This is a genomic window from Haloarcula amylolytica (genome assembly GCF_049705545.1).
Lineage (GTDB): Archaea > Halobacteriota > Halobacteria > Halobacteriales > Haloarculaceae > Haloarcula > Haloarcula amylolytica_B.
On record NZ_JBNAMU010000001.1, the window covers coordinates 3133652 to 3148810 of the forward strand.

15 protein-coding genes are annotated in these 15159 nt (G+C 63.8%); 5 read left to right on the forward strand and 10 right to left on the reverse strand.

Annotated elements, in window-relative coordinates; all coding sequences use genetic code 11:
• Window positions 1-71: 71 nt before the first annotated feature.
• The 9 genes from ACOZ4H_RS16415 to ahaH all read right to left on the reverse strand — a co-directional run bounded on the left by ACOZ4H_RS16415 (window position 72) and on the right by ahaH (window position 9145).
• Window positions 72-824 carry a bacteriorhodopsin gene (locus ACOZ4H_RS16415; protein WP_424330283.1) on the reverse strand — a complete coding sequence of 251 codons (753 nt, stop codon included), beginning with the start codon at window positions 822-824 and terminating at the stop codon, window positions 72-74.
• Window positions 825-918: 94 nt separating this feature from the next.
• Entirely contained in the window at window positions 919-2331 is a 1413-nt protein-coding gene (locus tag ACOZ4H_RS16420) for an ATP synthase subunit B (RefSeq protein ID WP_424330284.1), read from the reverse strand.
• Between the two features lie 2 nt (window positions 2332-2333).
• The gene (locus tag ACOZ4H_RS16425) at window positions 2334-4094 is read right to left on the reverse strand and encodes an ATP synthase subunit A (protein ID WP_424330285.1); all 1761 of its coding nucleotides are present in this window, start codon (window positions 4092-4094) and stop codon (window positions 2334-2336) included.
• 2 nt (window positions 4095-4096) lie between these two features.
• Window positions 4097-4420, reverse strand: a complete 324-nt coding sequence (locus ACOZ4H_RS16430; RefSeq protein ID WP_336337582.1) for a V-type ATP synthase subunit F — start codon at window positions 4418-4420, stop codon at window positions 4097-4099.
• The gene (locus ACOZ4H_RS16435; protein WP_424330286.1) at window positions 4417-5490 is read right to left on the reverse strand and encodes a V-type ATP synthase subunit C; all 1074 of its coding nucleotides are present in this window, start codon (window positions 5488-5490) and stop codon (window positions 4417-4419) included. The genes ACOZ4H_RS16430 and ACOZ4H_RS16435 overlap by 4 nt, the downstream gene beginning before the upstream one ends.
• Entirely contained in the window at window positions 5487-6071 is a 585-nt protein-coding gene (locus ACOZ4H_RS16440) for a V-type ATP synthase subunit E (protein ID WP_424330287.1), read from the reverse strand. The genes ACOZ4H_RS16435 and ACOZ4H_RS16440 overlap by 4 nt, the downstream gene beginning before the upstream one ends.
• Window positions 6072-6093: 22 nt before the next feature.
• Window positions 6094-6354, reverse strand: a complete 261-nt coding sequence (locus ACOZ4H_RS16445; RefSeq protein ID WP_004518385.1) for a F0F1 ATP synthase subunit C — start codon at window positions 6352-6354, stop codon at window positions 6094-6096.
• Between the two features lie 219 nt (window positions 6355-6573).
• Window positions 6574-8826 carry a V-type ATP synthase subunit I gene (locus ACOZ4H_RS16450; RefSeq protein ID WP_424330288.1) on the reverse strand — a complete coding sequence of 751 codons (2253 nt, stop codon included), beginning with the start codon at window positions 8824-8826 and terminating at the stop codon, window positions 6574-6576.
• On the reverse strand, window positions 8813-9145 hold the full coding sequence (ahaH, locus tag ACOZ4H_RS16455) for an ATP synthase archaeal subunit H (protein WP_424330289.1): 333 nt from the start codon (window positions 9143-9145) through the stop codon (window positions 8813-8815). Before ahaH ends, ACOZ4H_RS16450 begins: the two co-directional genes overlap by 14 nt.
• Window positions 9146-9260: 115 nt before the next feature.
• Here ahaH and ACOZ4H_RS16460 point away from each other — a divergent pair, with 115 nt between their 5' ends.
• On the forward strand, window positions 9261-9881 hold the full coding sequence (locus ACOZ4H_RS16460) for a methyltransferase domain-containing protein (protein ID WP_424330290.1): 621 nt from the start codon (window positions 9261-9263) through the stop codon (window positions 9879-9881).
• Between the two features lie 32 nt (window positions 9882-9913).
• Here the strand turns inward: ACOZ4H_RS16460 and ACOZ4H_RS16465 are convergent, their stop codons facing one another.
• Window positions 9914-11146 carry a DUF7094 domain-containing protein gene (locus ACOZ4H_RS16465; protein ID WP_424330291.1) on the reverse strand — a complete coding sequence of 411 codons (1233 nt, stop codon included), beginning with the start codon at window positions 11144-11146 and terminating at the stop codon, window positions 9914-9916.
• A gap of 154 nt (window positions 11147-11300) precedes the next feature.
• On the opposite strand from ACOZ4H_RS16465, the gene ACOZ4H_RS16470 reads away from it, so the two are divergent.
• The 4 genes from ACOZ4H_RS16470 to ACOZ4H_RS16485 all read left to right on the forward strand — a co-directional run bounded on the left by ACOZ4H_RS16470 (window position 11301) and on the right by ACOZ4H_RS16485 (window position 15128).
• A complete protein-coding gene (locus ACOZ4H_RS16470) occupies window positions 11301-12398 on the forward strand; it encodes a helix-turn-helix transcriptional regulator (protein WP_424330292.1) in 1098 nt (365 codons plus the stop codon).
• A gap of 84 nt (window positions 12399-12482) precedes the next feature.
• On the forward strand, window positions 12483-13274 hold the full coding sequence (locus ACOZ4H_RS16475) for an electron transfer flavoprotein subunit beta/FixA family protein (RefSeq protein WP_424330293.1): 792 nt from the start codon (window positions 12483-12485) through the stop codon (window positions 13272-13274).
• The gene (locus tag ACOZ4H_RS16480) at window positions 13274-14224 is read left to right on the forward strand and encodes an electron transfer flavoprotein subunit alpha/FixB family protein (protein ID WP_424330294.1); all 951 of its coding nucleotides are present in this window, start codon (window positions 13274-13276) and stop codon (window positions 14222-14224) included. Before ACOZ4H_RS16475 ends, ACOZ4H_RS16480 begins: the two co-directional genes overlap by 1 nt.
• Window positions 14225-14285: 61 nt before the next feature.
• Window positions 14286-15128, forward strand: coding sequence for a polyprenyl synthetase family protein (locus tag ACOZ4H_RS16485; RefSeq protein ID WP_424330295.1), 843 nt, complete (start codon window positions 14286-14288; stop codon window positions 15126-15128).
• Window positions 15129-15159: the final 31 nt, after the last annotated feature.

Genomic DNA, 15159 nt, shown 5'->3' on the forward strand with positions numbered 1-15159 from the left:
TAACGGTTTCCAGTTATTTCGGTCCGCTTCTGGACTGACACCCAAAAAACGAAGTCGGCGAACGGCAGCGGTTAGTCGTCTGCAGGCGTTGCGCCAGTTCCGGTCGTCTCGGCCGCGCCGTCGAGCACGCCGTGGCTCCGGAGCAGGATGATACCGAAGCCGACCTTGGCGGTCAGGTCGATGACCATGAAGCCGGCCGTCTCGATCCCGATACCGACGAGGCCGAGACCCTCAGTCCCGATGAGCCACCACACCGGGTACACCAACCACACGACGGTCACGAGGTTCCGCAACGTCTTGAAGGTGCTACGCGTGTCACTGGGCAGGTCTGCGACCCGACCGGACAGCGAACTGAACAGGAAGTACAGCAGGACCAGCAGGAAGGCGGTACTGATACCCCACCAGACCAGCCGTTCCGCGCCGGCCGACAGCACGCCGCTCCCTGCGCTCAGCGTCGCGACCACACCGGTACCGATCATCAGCACGTCGAGGCTGACGAGCGAGGCGATGGTGTTGCGGTCTGCCCCGGCAAGCAGTCCGAGGTCGTACAACAGCAACGGCGTCGTGAACAGCCAGTCAGTGTATCGCGCCCAGTAGATCGGGTGTTCCGACCCGCCGAACTCGACGATTGTCAACCCGAATCCAAGCGCCATCGCGAGGTAATTCACGAACGCGATTGCCGTGATCAGTATTGTCGCGATGTAGAACTTCTGACGCCGGCTGTCGGTTTCACCCCAGCCGCGCGCGATGAAGTATAGCATGCCGAGGAACATGCCCGCTGTACCTAACCACAACCATATTCCTTCGCTCCCTGGTGCTGGCATAGTGCATTCTAGTGTAGGTGGTCAACGCTAAACAGTCGCGTACCCAAAATATATGGTATAGACAGCGGGTCGCCGGAGAATGTAAGCCGTGTCGTCAGGCTTCGACGGCTTCGGCGGTCTCGTCCTCGCGGTAGTGCTCCTCGATGAGGTCCTCGTCGATGCGGTTCAGCGCATCCTTCGGGAGCATCGAGAGCAGGTCCCAGCCGAGTTCGAGCGTCTCGTCGATACTGCGGGACGTGTCGGTCCCCTGATCGACGAACTCCTCCTCGAAGCGGTCGGCGAAGTCCAGGTACTTGTTGTCCAGTTCCGACAGCGCCTCGCGACCGACGATGTTGACGAGGTCGCGCAGGTCCTCACCTTCCGCGTAGGCGGCGAAGATCTGGTCTTTCACGTCAGCGTGGTCAGCGCGGGTCAGCCCCTCGCCGATACCGTCGTCCATCAGCCGTGACAGGCTGGGCAGGACGTTGATCGGCGGCGTGATGCCCTGGCTGTTGAGGTCGCGGTCGATGTAGATCTGGCCTTCGGTAATGTACCCGGTCAGGTCAGGAATCGGGTGTGTGTCGTCGTCGCCCGGCATCGTCAGGATCGGGATCTGAGTCACGGAGCCGTCGCGGCCCTGAATTCGACCGGCGCGTTCGTACAGTTGCGCCAGGTCGGTGTACATGTATCCGGGGTAGCCACGTCGGCCCGGGACCTCCTCACGCGCGGCACCGATTTCGCGCAGCGCCTCGCAGTAGTTGGTCATGTCCGTCAGGATGACCAGGACGTGGTAGTCCTTCTCGAAGGCGAGGTACTCGGCAGTGGTCAGCGCCAGCCGCGGCGTAATCGTCCGCTCGACGGCCGGGTCGTCCGCGAGGTTCATGAAGACGACGGAGCGCTCCAGCGCGCCGGTGCGCTCGAAGTCGTCCATGAACTCGTTCGCCTCTTCGGCCGTGATACCCATCGCGCCGAAGATGACGGCGAACTCGGACCCCTCGTCGTCCTCGCCTTCCTCCTCTTCCGGCACTGTCGCCTGTCGCGCGATCTGGAGCGCCAGGTCGTTGTGTGGCAGCCCGGAGGCGGAGAAGATCGGCAGCTTCTGGCCGCGGACGAGCGTGTTCATGCCGTCGATGGCCGAGACGCCAGTCTGGATGAACTCCTCGGGGTACTCCCGGGAGTAGGGGTTGATCGCCTCGCCGACGATGTCGCGACGCTCGTCGGGAACGATCTCGGGCCCGCCGTCGATGGGCTGGCCGGTCCCGTCCATGACCCGCCCGAGGAGGTCCTCGGTAACGGGCATCTTCATCGTCTCGCCGAGGAAGCGAACCGAGGCGTCGCGGTCGATACCCTCGGTCCCCTCGAACACCTGGATGGCGACGTAGTCGCTCGCGGATTCGAGCACCTGGCCACGGCGGGTCTCGCCGTCGCTGAGCTCGATTTCGACGATGTCGTCGTAGCCGACCGGTTCGTCGGTCTCGACGAACACCAGCGGTCCGCTGATCTCCGTGATTGTCTGATACTCTTTCATTGTTAGTACAGCTCCCTGAGCTGTGACTCGATGTCGTCTTCGAGTTCGTCGATGTACTCGTCCCAATCTTCCTGCACGCCGATGCGGTTGAGCCGCGGTGCGGCGTCGATGTCGGTGATCTCCTCGACGGGGACACCGGCATCGAGCGCCTCGAAGGCCGCATCGTTGTACGTCTTGGCGGCGTCCATGATGCGGTAGGTCTTCTCGGGTTCACAGAACGTGTCGACGTCGTGGAACGCGTTCTGCTGGAGCCACGCCTCGCGCAGATAGCGGGCGATCTCGAGCGTCAGCTGCTGGTCCTCGGGCAGTGCGTCCTTGCCGACGAGCTGGACAATCTCCTGCAGTTCCGCTTCTTCGTCCAGCGTGTCGATAGCCCACTGGCGCGTCTCCGGCCAGTCGGCCCGGACGTTCTCCTCGAACCACGGGTCGAGCTGGTCGCGATACAGCGAGTACGACTCGTTCCAGTTGATCGACGGGAAGTGCCGGCGTTCGGCCAGGTCCGCGTCCAGCGCCCAGAACGTCTTGACGATACGCAGCGTGTTCTGGGTGACCGGCTCGGAGAAGTCCCCGCCAGGTGGCGAGACGGCCCCGATAACTGAGACGGAGCCCTCGGTGCCGTTGATGTTCTCGAAGTACCCGGCACGCTCGTAGAACTCGCTCAGGCGGGCGGAGAGGTACGCGGGGTACCCCTCCTCGCCCGGCATCTCCTCTAGTCGGGAGGAGATTTCGCGCATGGCCTCGGCCCACCGGGAGGTGGAATCGGCCATCAGCGCCACGTCGTACCCCATGTCGCGGAAGTACTCCGCGATGGTGATCCCCGTGTACACGCAGGATTCGCGTGCCGCGACGGGCATGTTCGACGTGTTGGCGATGAGGCAGGTCCGGTCCATCAGCGCGTTGCCGGTGGTCGGGTCCTCCAGCTCCGGGAAGTCCTCGATGACCTCGGTCATCTCGTTGCCACGCTCGCCACAGCCGACGTAGACGACGATATCCGCGTCGGCCCACTTGGCGAGCTGATGCTGGGTGACCGTCTTCCCGGACCCGAACGGACCGGGAATGGCGGCCGTTCCGCCCTTCGCAATCGGGAACAGGCCGTCGAGCACGCGCTGGCCGGAGATGAGCGGTTCCGTCGGGGTCTCCTTGTCGACGGTCGGTCGCTGCTGGCGCACCGGCCACTCCTGGTGCATCTGGATCTCCTCGCCGCTGTCCAGTTCGACGACCGTCTCTTCGACGTTGAAGTTGCCCGATTCGATGGCGACGACCTCGCCACCCTCGGAGTCGGGCGGGACCATCACCTTGTGGTCGATACTCGGCGTCTCGGGGACGGTGCCGACGATGTCGCCGGCCTCGACCTCGTCGCCTTCCTCGACTTCAGGAGTGAACTCCCAGGTCTTCTCCAGGTCGATACCCGGCGCGTCGACACCGCGGTCGAGGAACGCCGACCCCATCTTCTCTTCGAGCACGTCGAGCGGGCGCTGGACACCGTCGTAGATGGCGTCGAGCATACCCGGCCCGAGGTCCACGGAGAGGGGCGAACCCGTCCCTTCGACGGGTTCGCCGGGGGAGACACCGGAGGTCTCCTCGTACACCTGAATCGTGGTGATGTTTCCTTCGATCTCGATGACCTCGCCCATCAGCCCTTCCGAACCGACGTAGACGACGTCGTTCATCCGGGCGTCGAGGTCCCGAGCCGTTACGACCGGTCCCGAGACGCTTTCGATAATGCCGTCCTCGCGGACGTCTGTGTCTGTTGCTTGACTCATGGTTAGTCCTCGTCCATCAGGTCGATACCGATGGCTCGCTTGATCTGTTCACGCAGTCCGCCACTCCCAGTGCCACCGCCGAGCGTGACCATCACCGGTTCGACACTGGTCTCCGCGTCCTGCCTGACACCGCGTGAGAGATGCGACAGGTCGTCGTCGTGCATCACGACGATGCCGACGTCGTCGTCGTTGAGCATCTCCTCGACGGCGTCGTCGAGCTGCTCGTCTTTCTCCTCGGCAGGTACGTCCGCGAACTTGCGGACGCCCGCCAGCCGAAAGCCCGTCGTGAACTCCGGACTCCCGATGACAGCGATTTCCTGGCTCATAGTATCACCAGCTCCTGTTCGATTTCGTCGGGGCCGAGTCCGGCCTCGCGACCGCGGGCGATGGCCCGGATGTTGTCGACCTCGCGCTCCTTGGCGAGGACGTAGGACAACACCGGACAGACCGACAGCGGATAGCGGTTCGAGAGCCGGTCGGCGTATTCGAGCAGCGCCGCGTCCAGCGCCCGCTCGAAGTCGATGAGGTTGTCGGCCTCTTCAAGCGCCGACAGCGCCTGGTCGAGGTCGTCGCCGTACTTGCTCTCGCGGACGGCGCTGACCAGCTGGTCGAGGTTCGTCGACAGCTGTGCGACTTCCTGTGCGTCGAACAGCTTTCCGCCCTCTATGAAGTACTCCGAGGGGTCGATGTCCGCGCCACTGTGGGCCAGCCGGAGCGCGTTCCGGAGGTTACGGAAGTCGACTTCCGTCTCCAGGAACTCGACGTACAGCCCGGTCGGGCTGTCGACCTCCGGATTGTCCGGGAGCCCCGACAGCAGCGTATCGTAGAAGGCGTGGTCGAGCGCGTTCTCCAGTGGCACGAGGACGCCGCTTTCCTCGTACACGTCGAACGCTTCGGCCATCGTGTCACCGAAGATAGTGTCGTCGAGCTGCTCGACGACCTCCTCGATAGAGCCGGCGTTCAGCAGGTCCTCGATACGTCGGTCGCTGAACTCGCCGGCGCGGATGAGGTCGTCCTCGACCTCGGTCCGCTCTGCATCCGAGTAAAGCCCGCGGATAACGGTCTTGACGTTCCACACGTCGAACTTCCGCAGGTAGCGAGCAATGTAGTCGTACAGCGCCCCCTCGGACCAGCGAAGCAGGTCGTCGAAGTGTTTCGCGAGGTTGCGGTTCAGCGCGTACTCGACGAGGTCGACGCCGTCGTACCGGGAGCCGAGCGCGTTCATTTCGGTCTCGTACTCCGTTTCCTCCATGAAGCGGGCGATTTCGCCCGTCCCCATGCGGACCAGCTTCCGGTAGTCGTCATCGTCGAACAGCGCCGCGCTACGGGCCCGTACTCGTGCGATGACGTACTCGTAGTTGCTTCCCTGGCCGCTCGTTCCCGTTCGCGAACTCATTGGTCTTCGAACAGGCGGTCGCTGATTGCTTTCAGGTTGTCCTCCCAGACGTCCTCCAGGATGGAATCGAACGTGTTGTTCACACGGACTCGTGACTCGCTGCTCTCGACAACGACGCCGCCGAGGCAGTCCCGCTCACCGGCGTACGTCGCGCTGTCGTAGTCATCGAGTACATCCTCGAGAAGCGACTGGTCCGACGCACGGCCGTATACCGACAGCTCGTCGCTGTCTTCGAATTCATCGACAGCGGCATCAAGCAGTGCGCGTGTCAGTTCCTCTCGTCTGTCCCCTTCGAGGGCCGCAAGCGCGTCCTCGACGTCGCCGCGAACGTCTTCGAGGATGTCACGCCGGGCGTTGAGTCGAGCCTGTTTGGCCTCGAGCTTCGCGGAGGAGAGTCGCTGCTCCCGCTCCTGCTCGATGGTCCGCTCGACCTCGGCCTCACGTTCCTCGTGGATCTGCTCGGCGTCGGCCTCGGCGTCGGCGATAATCTCCTCGGCACGTTCGTCGGCCTCGTCGCTAATCTCCTGAGCACGCGCGCGGGCCTCGTCGCGGATATCCTCTACGACTGTTTGAAGGCTCATTATTGGAAAAGACGGAGTGTTGTTAGACGACGAAGACGACGACAAGCGCGAGAATGACGAGCGTTTCCGGCAGGACTGTCAGGATGAGCCCGCGGCCGAACATGCTCTCGTCCTCTGCGATTGCGCCGACTGCGGCGGCCCCGATCCCACGTTCCGCATACCCCGAGCCGAGCGCGGCGAGTCCGACTGCGAGCGCTGCGCCGGCTGAAGCCGGAATAGCTGGAGCACTGGCGGTACCTTCCTGCAGTACTGCGTTGACAAGGAGTGCGATGGTTTCGATCATGGATGTGTAGTCTCTGGAATTGCTCGTGTCCGAACAGGCGTATGTGAATCCACGTAGTTCATAAAGCTTCCCAAAACGGTTCGTCAGCGTGCTGTTCGGGCGGTTTAGGGGGCTCAGATGATGTCGGATGTGACCGTGTAGCAGTCGCCAGGCTCGTCGAAGTGGTCGGAACCGGCGGAAAAGAACCAGTATCAGTCCGGGGAGAACGGAAGCGCGCGCTCAGTCTTCGGTCGTGTAGTTGCGCTCGTAGCCGAACGGGTTGTACTGCTTCCCGCCGCCCTCGAAGAACTTCCCGAAGAACTCCACGTACTCGAGACGAACGGCCTGGAGGCCGGCGCTGGTGATACCCAGCACCAGCACGAGCAGGTGGCCGATGACCAGGATGAGGACGCCGACCAGCGCAGCGGCGATGCCGGAGTGGACGAGGCCGGGGAACGTTACGCTAGTGACCTCGTAGCCGTGGTACATCACCGAGTCCGTGCCTTCGGGTATCGTCGGCATGCCACCGATACCGAAGTGCCAACCGCCCTTGCTGTCGACGTAGGCCCCGAAGAACAGCAGGTTAACCACGAAGGCCATTCCTGCCTTGGCCAGCAGCACGGCGGCCAGTCGCGTGTACGACAGGACGTTCACCAGCACGTTGAGGAACTCGACGACTTCGATTGGGTCGGCGAGTGCCAACAACACGAGACCGGCGAAGAACAGGACGAGCCACGCCGAGAACGGCGCACCCAGTCCCGGAATCGTGAAGAGGTTGATGGCTGGCAGTCCCGCGAAACCCCACGCGTACGGGTTCCCGGCGAAGACGCCTGCCTCAGCGGTGTAGAGGAAGTCAGGTGCCGCGCCGTTCGCACCGGAGAACACCCACGCCCACAGACCGAACATCATCAGCAGCCAGGACCCGCTCTCGGTGATTGCGTCCCAGAGGCTGTGGCTCAGGTTCTCGACGAAGTCGAATATCCAGCCCGCGGCGAGGTGAGCCGTTCCGGCGAGCAGGCTTATCGTCAGCCAGGCCAGCGCGTAGTCGGAGTAGGCCGGCTGGAGCCCCTTGTGCATCGGCGGATGGCCGCCCCAGACGATTTCCCCGAGTTGGTGCAGTCCAAAGACTTCGCCGTACAGCACACCGAACAGCGCGGTGAACCCACCGGCCCACATGGCGACGCCGCCGAGGCTTTTGATCACGTCGCTGTCGACTTTCGAGTACAGTCCATAGCCCAGCGCCAGGTACAGCAGCCCGTACCCGAGGTCACCGATCATGAACCCGAAGAAGGCCGGGAACGTCAGGAAAAAGGCGACCGTCGGGTCGAACTCGCCGTACTTCGGCCGGTTGACGACCTCGACGAGGTCCTCGAAGGGACGGACGCCGCTCGGGTTGTCCTGAATGACGGGCGGCGCGTCGTCACCCATGGTGATGACGCCGCCGTCAGCGACGGTCTCCTGCGGTTGGCGCTCGCTCTCCGGTTCGGGCGCGTCGACGGAACTGCCGACCGATTCGCCGCCGTTGCCGCCTTCGCGCTCGACTTCTTCGTGAGACTCCGCGTGCCCATCGCTGTCGTACTCGGCGATTTCGATCCTGTCGATGTCGACAGCATCGCCGACAGCACTCGAGAGGGCCCGCTCGAACTCCTCGTACCGCTCGTTCGGAATCCAGCCCTCGGCGATGAAGGCGTTCTCCGTCGTTGCGAAGGTGAGCGGCGCTTCGCCCTTCTGGGCCTCGATAGCCAGTTTCTCCTCGGCCGCGAGCAGGAACCCAGCGTGGTCGAGGCGAAGCTCGTTGAGTTCGTCCTCAACGGTCGAGAGCTTCGATTCGAGCTGTTGTTTCTCGTGTTCCAGCTCTTCGAGATACGCCGTCGGGTCGCCGTCGCCCTCCGGGACTTCGAGCCGGGAGAACGTCGCCCCGACGAGCGCGTCCTGCAGGGCGTCTTCCTCGGCCTGTGCGAACACGGCGACGACGCCGTCCTCGGTGAACAGCTCGAACGTCCCGATGCCACTGTCTTCGAGGACGGATTCGATCTCGTCGCTGTCACCCTCGCCGACGACGACGGACAGCGAGTCGTAGCCACGGAGCAGGTCGAGATCGATGCCCAGCGTGACGAACGGCGCCATCGTGTTGATCCGGTCCTCGACGGCCCGGAGGTCATCGCGTACATCGTCGCGCCGGTCGTCGAGTTCGTTGACCGCCCTGCGAACTTCGTCGAGTTGCTCTTCGATTGCCTCGTCAGTGACGACGCGAGTCGGACCGGCGTCTTCCTCGCTGACGTCCAGAATGGACTGCAGCGAACGAACCGTGACGAGCTTGTCCGATACCTCGTTGGTTCCGTCGAGTGAGTTCCCGGGTTCGAAGCCGTCCCAGGAGCCGTCATACTCGGTGACGTGGAGCATATCGAGGTCGTGGACGCCCTCGATAGTCTGCTCCATCGCGCGTTTCGACCCCGTCACCGAGACGCGGCACATCTTCTCAGGTCTGAGCATGCACCGCCTCCTCAAACAGGTCTGTGACGTATTCGACTACCCCGTCGATCTGTTCACTGGCCTGCTGTTCGAGGTCGTCGCGAGCGCTCTCACCCTCTTCGATGATCTGCTCGCGCTCGGCCTCGATCTCTTCGCGAGCCGTCTCAAGACGGTCCTCGGCGGCCGCCTCGGCCTCTTCCCGCGCAGATTCGCGGATTTCCTCGGCCTCCTCGCGAGCCTCCGCGATGCGGTCCTCGCGGTCTTGTTCGGCCTCTGCGACGATCTCGTCGGCCTCCTGCTCGGCCTCCTGTATCCTGTCGAGAACTTCTGGCCGTGGCATTCTCTAATCACGTGAGCGTTGCCAGAGCGGCTATTTGGTAGTTGCGAAGTTTCCCCGTGTGACAGACAGGGCAAAATCCGGGGAATTATGACCGCCAAGTCCTAAGCTGGCAGTAATGGGAGTCCTCGAGAACAAAGCCCGCGCGCGGACGTTCTACAAGTATCTCTCGAAGGTGTACGACCAGATCAACCCCTTCATCTGGGACGAACGGATGCGCGACGAGGCGATCGCGATGCTCGACCTCTCGCCCGACGACATGGTCCTCGATGTCGGCTGTGGCACCGGCTTCGCCACCGAAGGACTGCTCGAACACGTCGATACGGTGTACGGGCTCGACCAGAGCCCCCACCAGCTCTCGAAAGCCTTCGAGAAGTTCGGCAAGTTCGGCGACGTGCACTACCATCTCGGCGACGCCGAGCGACTCCCGTTCAAAGACGACACCTTCGACGCAGTGTGGTCCTCCGGGTCCATCGAGTACTGGCCAAACCCCGTCGACGCCCTTGCTGAATGCCGACGACTGACCAAACCCGGCGGCAAGGTCCTTATCGTCGGTCCCGACTACCCGAACTCGACTGTCTTCCAGAAGATGGCCGACGCCATCATGCTGTTTTACGACGAGGAAGAGGCCGACCGGATGTTCACTGAGGCCGGGTTCGAGGAGTTCGAGCACCACATTCAGCAGTCCCGACCAGGTAGTCCGCGCGCGATTACGACGGTTGCGACCGTCCCCGAGTAACGGGGACTACAGAGCCGCCCCTTTTCGCGTTGCTACGCCGATCCACTGACGGGAATCCGTACTCGGTCGCCGTCCTGTGTGGTGGCGGTAACCGTGTACTCGCCCCGGGGTTCGACCGTCCAGAGGGCGCCGTCCCCGCCGGTCGTCCCGATCCGCTTACCGTTTATCCTGACGGTCGCATCCGCCGTGGAGCCCGTGCTGTTGTCAGTGGCCGTGACGAGCAGCGGTCCGGACTCGAAGGACTGCTGGACGCGAACGCGAACTGACTGGTTCACCCCCGTCGCCACTTCCGACCGGTCGACCGTCGTCAGTTCGAGGTGCTGGGTTTCGTAGAAGACGTTTGTCGTGCCGCCGTCGAGATAGGCAGTCAGCTGTCCGTTCGGGTGGTCAGCCTGGATCTGGTAGATGGCGCTCCGTCCGTACGCCTGGACGGACGGGTACTGCTCGCTGTAGAGCCACGGGTAGAGGTTCTCCGCCCGCGTGTTGACCGCACCGAGGGGGTCATCGGTCTGGCCGAACTGGTCCGTCGCCGTCGGGTCGCGGTCCTGGCCGAGGTATGTCTCACGCGAGTACCGGCCATCGGAGACCGTCGACAGCATGTATCCCTCCGATGACGCCTCAACGTACACCGCGTTCGGCTCGGTTCCACCGGCGGTTTCAGCACTGATTCGCTGGCTTATCGGACCGCGGTACGTCTTGAGCACGCCCCGGTTGTTTTCCAGCCGGAAGCGCTGGTCCGGTGACAGCGAGTAGCCCGGTGCGGTGCCGGCAGCCGTCCGAACCCGTTCGAGTCGGTCGGCCAACTGGCGGGACTCGGCGTCGATCAGCGCCCGCTGTCGCAGGAACTCCGTGGCTGGTATCGCATCGCTGGCGTACCGCTGGATTGCGATCTGATTCCGTTGTTCCAGGCTCGTTCGCTGGCTTTCGATATCGGTCAACGTCTCGTCGACGAGACGGTCGCGGGCGGTCTCGCTGTCCTGCTGGAAGAACTGCCGTTCGAAGTTCGTCGTCGCGTAGTCGCTCCGAAGGTCGCGGGACCCGACCGCAACCGCGACACCGACATCGAGCGAGGATCGGTTGTACGTCGTCGATCTGACATCGCTGGCCGGGATCGCGAGATGGTTCGTCGTGTTGTCAACGGCCGTGATCTGTGGCAACTGACCGCTACCGTCAGCGGTCTGGGCCGGTGGGGCGAATCCGGCCACCGGAGCAGCCACCGAGACGACCAGGAGGAGGATCACACCGACTGCGGGGAGGGGACGCATCAGCGTCGATTACTCGCCCACCGTACAAAAATCCCCCCATTCTCCATATCTCTGCTATCACCTGAGAAGGCACGAGACCTTTCAAAGCGTGCGCTGACGTTTTATTCTTGGATGGAAAGGGTTTTGCCCCCAGGCTGTTCATCGATGAACGAGAATGACCCCGCGGGTATCAGGTGCCCTCCTCCTCCTTGTCCTGTTTGCCCTGTTGGCGACCCCGCCGCTTGCGACAGCGGCGGCGACGGACGCCGTCTCCGCCCAGCAGACGACCGGGACGCCGACACCGGTCGTGGAGAACACGACGTTTGCCCTGCAGATACAATCGAACGGCGACGCCAAGTGGACGATAACGGACACCTACGCGCTTGACGAGACCGAAACTGAAGCGTTCAGAGACACTGGCGAACAGTTCGCGAGCGAGGACGGCGAGGCGGTGTGGCTGCCAGCGTTCCGACAGGCGAACGACGAGGCCAGTACCGTCACCGGCCGCGAGATGGACATCACCGATGTTGACCGTCGGTACGAGGTGTCTGACCGCAAAGGACAGCTCATCCTCGAGTTCACGTGGACGAATTTCGCAACCGTCAACGGCGAGAACATCGTCGTCGGCGACGCGTTCAACTCCACGGACGGCACGTGGTTCGGGACACTGACCGCGGACCAGCGACTCGTTATCTCGCCACCGCCTGGATACGGTGTGGAGAGCGCCCCCAGCGCCGTGGACGACGGGAAGCTAATTTTTGAGGGGCGACGAACGTTCGAACCGGGGTATCTGTCCGTCGTGTACACCGGCGAGCAGCCGAGCACACAGACACCGGCGGAGACCCCCGAGTCGATGTTCAGCGGGATCAGTTCGGTCTGGCTCGGCGGAATCGTGCTGATGTTGCTGCTCGTCGGGGCCGTCGGTTACATGTTCAAAACCGGATACACCGACACGCTATCGTCGGTCGCAACCGGGGACGATGGCGACGGAGACAGCAATGCCGGGGCGGCAGCATCGACGAGCGACACGGGGGCCTCGGACGATGTCGACGTCGAACTCCTGAGCGACGAGGAACGCGTCGAGCGACTCCTCGAAGAGAACGGCGGACGGATGAAGCAGGCCCGTATCGTCTCCGAGACCGGCTGGTCGAACGCGAAGGTGTCCCAGTTGCTCTCGTCGATGGACGAGGAAGGCCGCATCGACAAGCTTCGGATCGGTCGGGAGAACCTCATCTCGTTCCCGGACGAAGACATTACTGACTTCGACGAGTGACGGTCCGGCCACTCGTATATAAACGACCCGGGCGTGGTTTCTGGTTCGAAAACGTTTATTCGCTGTCCGGTCGGACTGCTCGGTATGAAAATCCTTGTCACGGTAAAGGAGGTGGCTGCCGTCGACGACGAGTTCGAGATCGACGGACTCGCTATCGACGACCGATACGTCACAGCCGACCTCAACGAATGGGACGAGTACGCTGTCGAAGAGGCCGTCCAGATAAAGGAGGCCCACGACGACGTCGAGGTCGTCACCGTCACCATCGGCCCGTCCGAGACGAACGAGACGATCCGGCAAGCACTGGCGAAAGGGGCCGACCGCGCGATCCGTGTCTGGGACGACGCACTCGATGCCGCCGGCCTGCTGGACCCCGAAACGAAGGCCGAGGTGCTGGCCGCCGTCGCTGCCGAGGAAGACCCCGACCTGGTGCTGACCGGCGTCCAGTCCGCCGACGACGGGTTCGGTGCGACCGGCGTCACGCTGGCCGATAAGCTCGACATGGAGTGGGGCGCTGTCGTCAACGACCTCGATCTCGACCTGGAAGCAGGTGTCGCCGCCGTCCACCGGGAACTGGAAGGCGGCGTCGAGGAACTCACCGACATCGAGATCCCGGCCGTACTGACGATACAGACCGGGATCAACGACCCCCGCTACGCGAGCCTTCGGGGCATCCGACAGGCCCAGAGCAAGGAGCTCGCTGAGTACAGCCTGGCGGATATCGGCCTCGACGCAGCCGAGATCGAGAGCCCGCTGGAGCAAACCTCGCTGTACGAACCCGAAACCGAGGGCGAGGCGACGGTGTTCGAGGGGAGCCCGGAGGAGACAGCGAGCGAGTTGGCTGCACTGCTCGAAGAGAAGGGGGTGACCAGCTAATGTCGGTCCTCGCTATCGCCGAACACCGTCGCGGAGAGCTCCGACCAGTGAGCTTAGAACAGTTAGCAGCCGGTCGCGACCTCGCCGAGGAACTCGGCGGCGAGCTACACACCGCTGTCATCGGCGGTGATGTCGAGGCGTTCGGGGCGGACCTGAACCGCGAGGGAGTCGACACCGTCCACACTGTGGACATCGGCGAGGAGTTCAATCACGACGTGTACACGCAGGTCGTCACGCAGTTGGCCGCGGAGCTGGACCCGACCGTCCTCCTGATGCCCAACAGCGTCAACGGCCTCGATTACGCGCCGGCAGTCGCCAACCGGCTTGACCGACCGCTCGTGACCGACGTAGTCGACATCGACGCCGAGGACGGCCTCACCGCCACCAGAGAGCTGTACGGCTCGAAAGCCGAGACGACAATCGACGTCCACGCCGACCAGGCGGCCGTGACCGTCCGCCCGGCCGAGTGGCCGACCATCGAGACGGAGGGCGACGCCGCCGTCGAAGCGTTCGACGCAACCATCGACGAGAGCGCAGTCAAGTCCACCGTGAAGGGGTTCGAGGAGGTCGGCAGTGGCGACATCGACATCACAGACGCCGACGTGCTGGTGTCCGTCGGCCGCGGGATAGAGGAAGAGGAGAACCTGGATATCATCCACGACCTCGCTGAGGCACTGGACGCGACGGTGTCGGGGTCGCGTCCGCTCATCGATAACGGCTGGCTGGCAAAGGACCGTCAGGTCGGCCAGAGCGGGAAAGTCGTCACGCCGGACGTGTACATCGCCATCGGTATCTCCGGGGCCGTCCAGCACGTCGCCGGGATGAAAGGCTCCGACACGATTGTCGCCATCAACACCGACCCGAACGCGCCGATCTTCGATATCGCCGACTACGGCATTCAGGACGACCTGTTCGAGGTCGTCCCGGCGCTCATCGAACAGTTCCAGTAGCCGGCACGCACCGAATCGCGGGTGACAAGGTACTTTTTATGGTAGTCCTAAGGGAGCGGTAATGGAGTATCTCGAGCGCCGCCGGGACCAGGTCGAGGAGCGGTTGGAGGCCGTCCTCGACAGTGTCGAACCGGACGAGCTCGCCGACGAAGTCCGCCACGTCGCACTCTCCGGTGGGAAGCGGGTACGGCCGACCGTGACCGTACTGGTGTGTGAGGCGCTGGGCGGGGAGCCGGCCGATGCCGTCGATTTCGCGGTCGGCATCGAACTCGTCCACAACGCCTCGCTGGTCATCGACGACATCATCGACGAGTCCGAACTCCGGCGGGGGTCCCCAGCCGCCTGGGAAGCCTTCGGCCACGGCCCGGCCATCATCGCCTCCGACGGGCTCCTGGGCGAGGCGTTCGACCTCTTCTCGACGGACGAGCGCGCCATGCAGACCGTCTCCGAATCGATGGTCGAACTGGGCGAGGGCGAAGCGATGGAACTGGTCGCGGAGCCGTCCAACGAGGAGGAGTACATGGAACTGGCCCGTCGGAAGACCGGCGCGCTGTTCCGCGCTGCGGCGGAGCTGGGCGCGATTGCTGCTGATTCGGACCCCTACACAGTCGAGGCGGTCGGGCGGTACGCCGAACGGGTCGGCGTCGCCTTCCAGATGCGCGACGACGTGCTCGACGCGACGGCCGACGCCGAGACCCTCGGCAAGCCGGCCGGGACTGACGCGGAGATGGAACGGCCGTCCCTGGTGGAGGTGACGGAGCTGACGACCGAGGAGGCAAACGAGCGGGCGCGGGCCGAGTCCGACGCCGCGCTGGAGTCGCTGTCGACCATCGACGCGCCGGACTCCCAGTCGATGGAGTATCTGCGGGACCTCGCTGAATTCGTCGTCGTCCGCGAGCGGTGAGGACCGATCCGAACGGGAGGGCTTTTGCCCG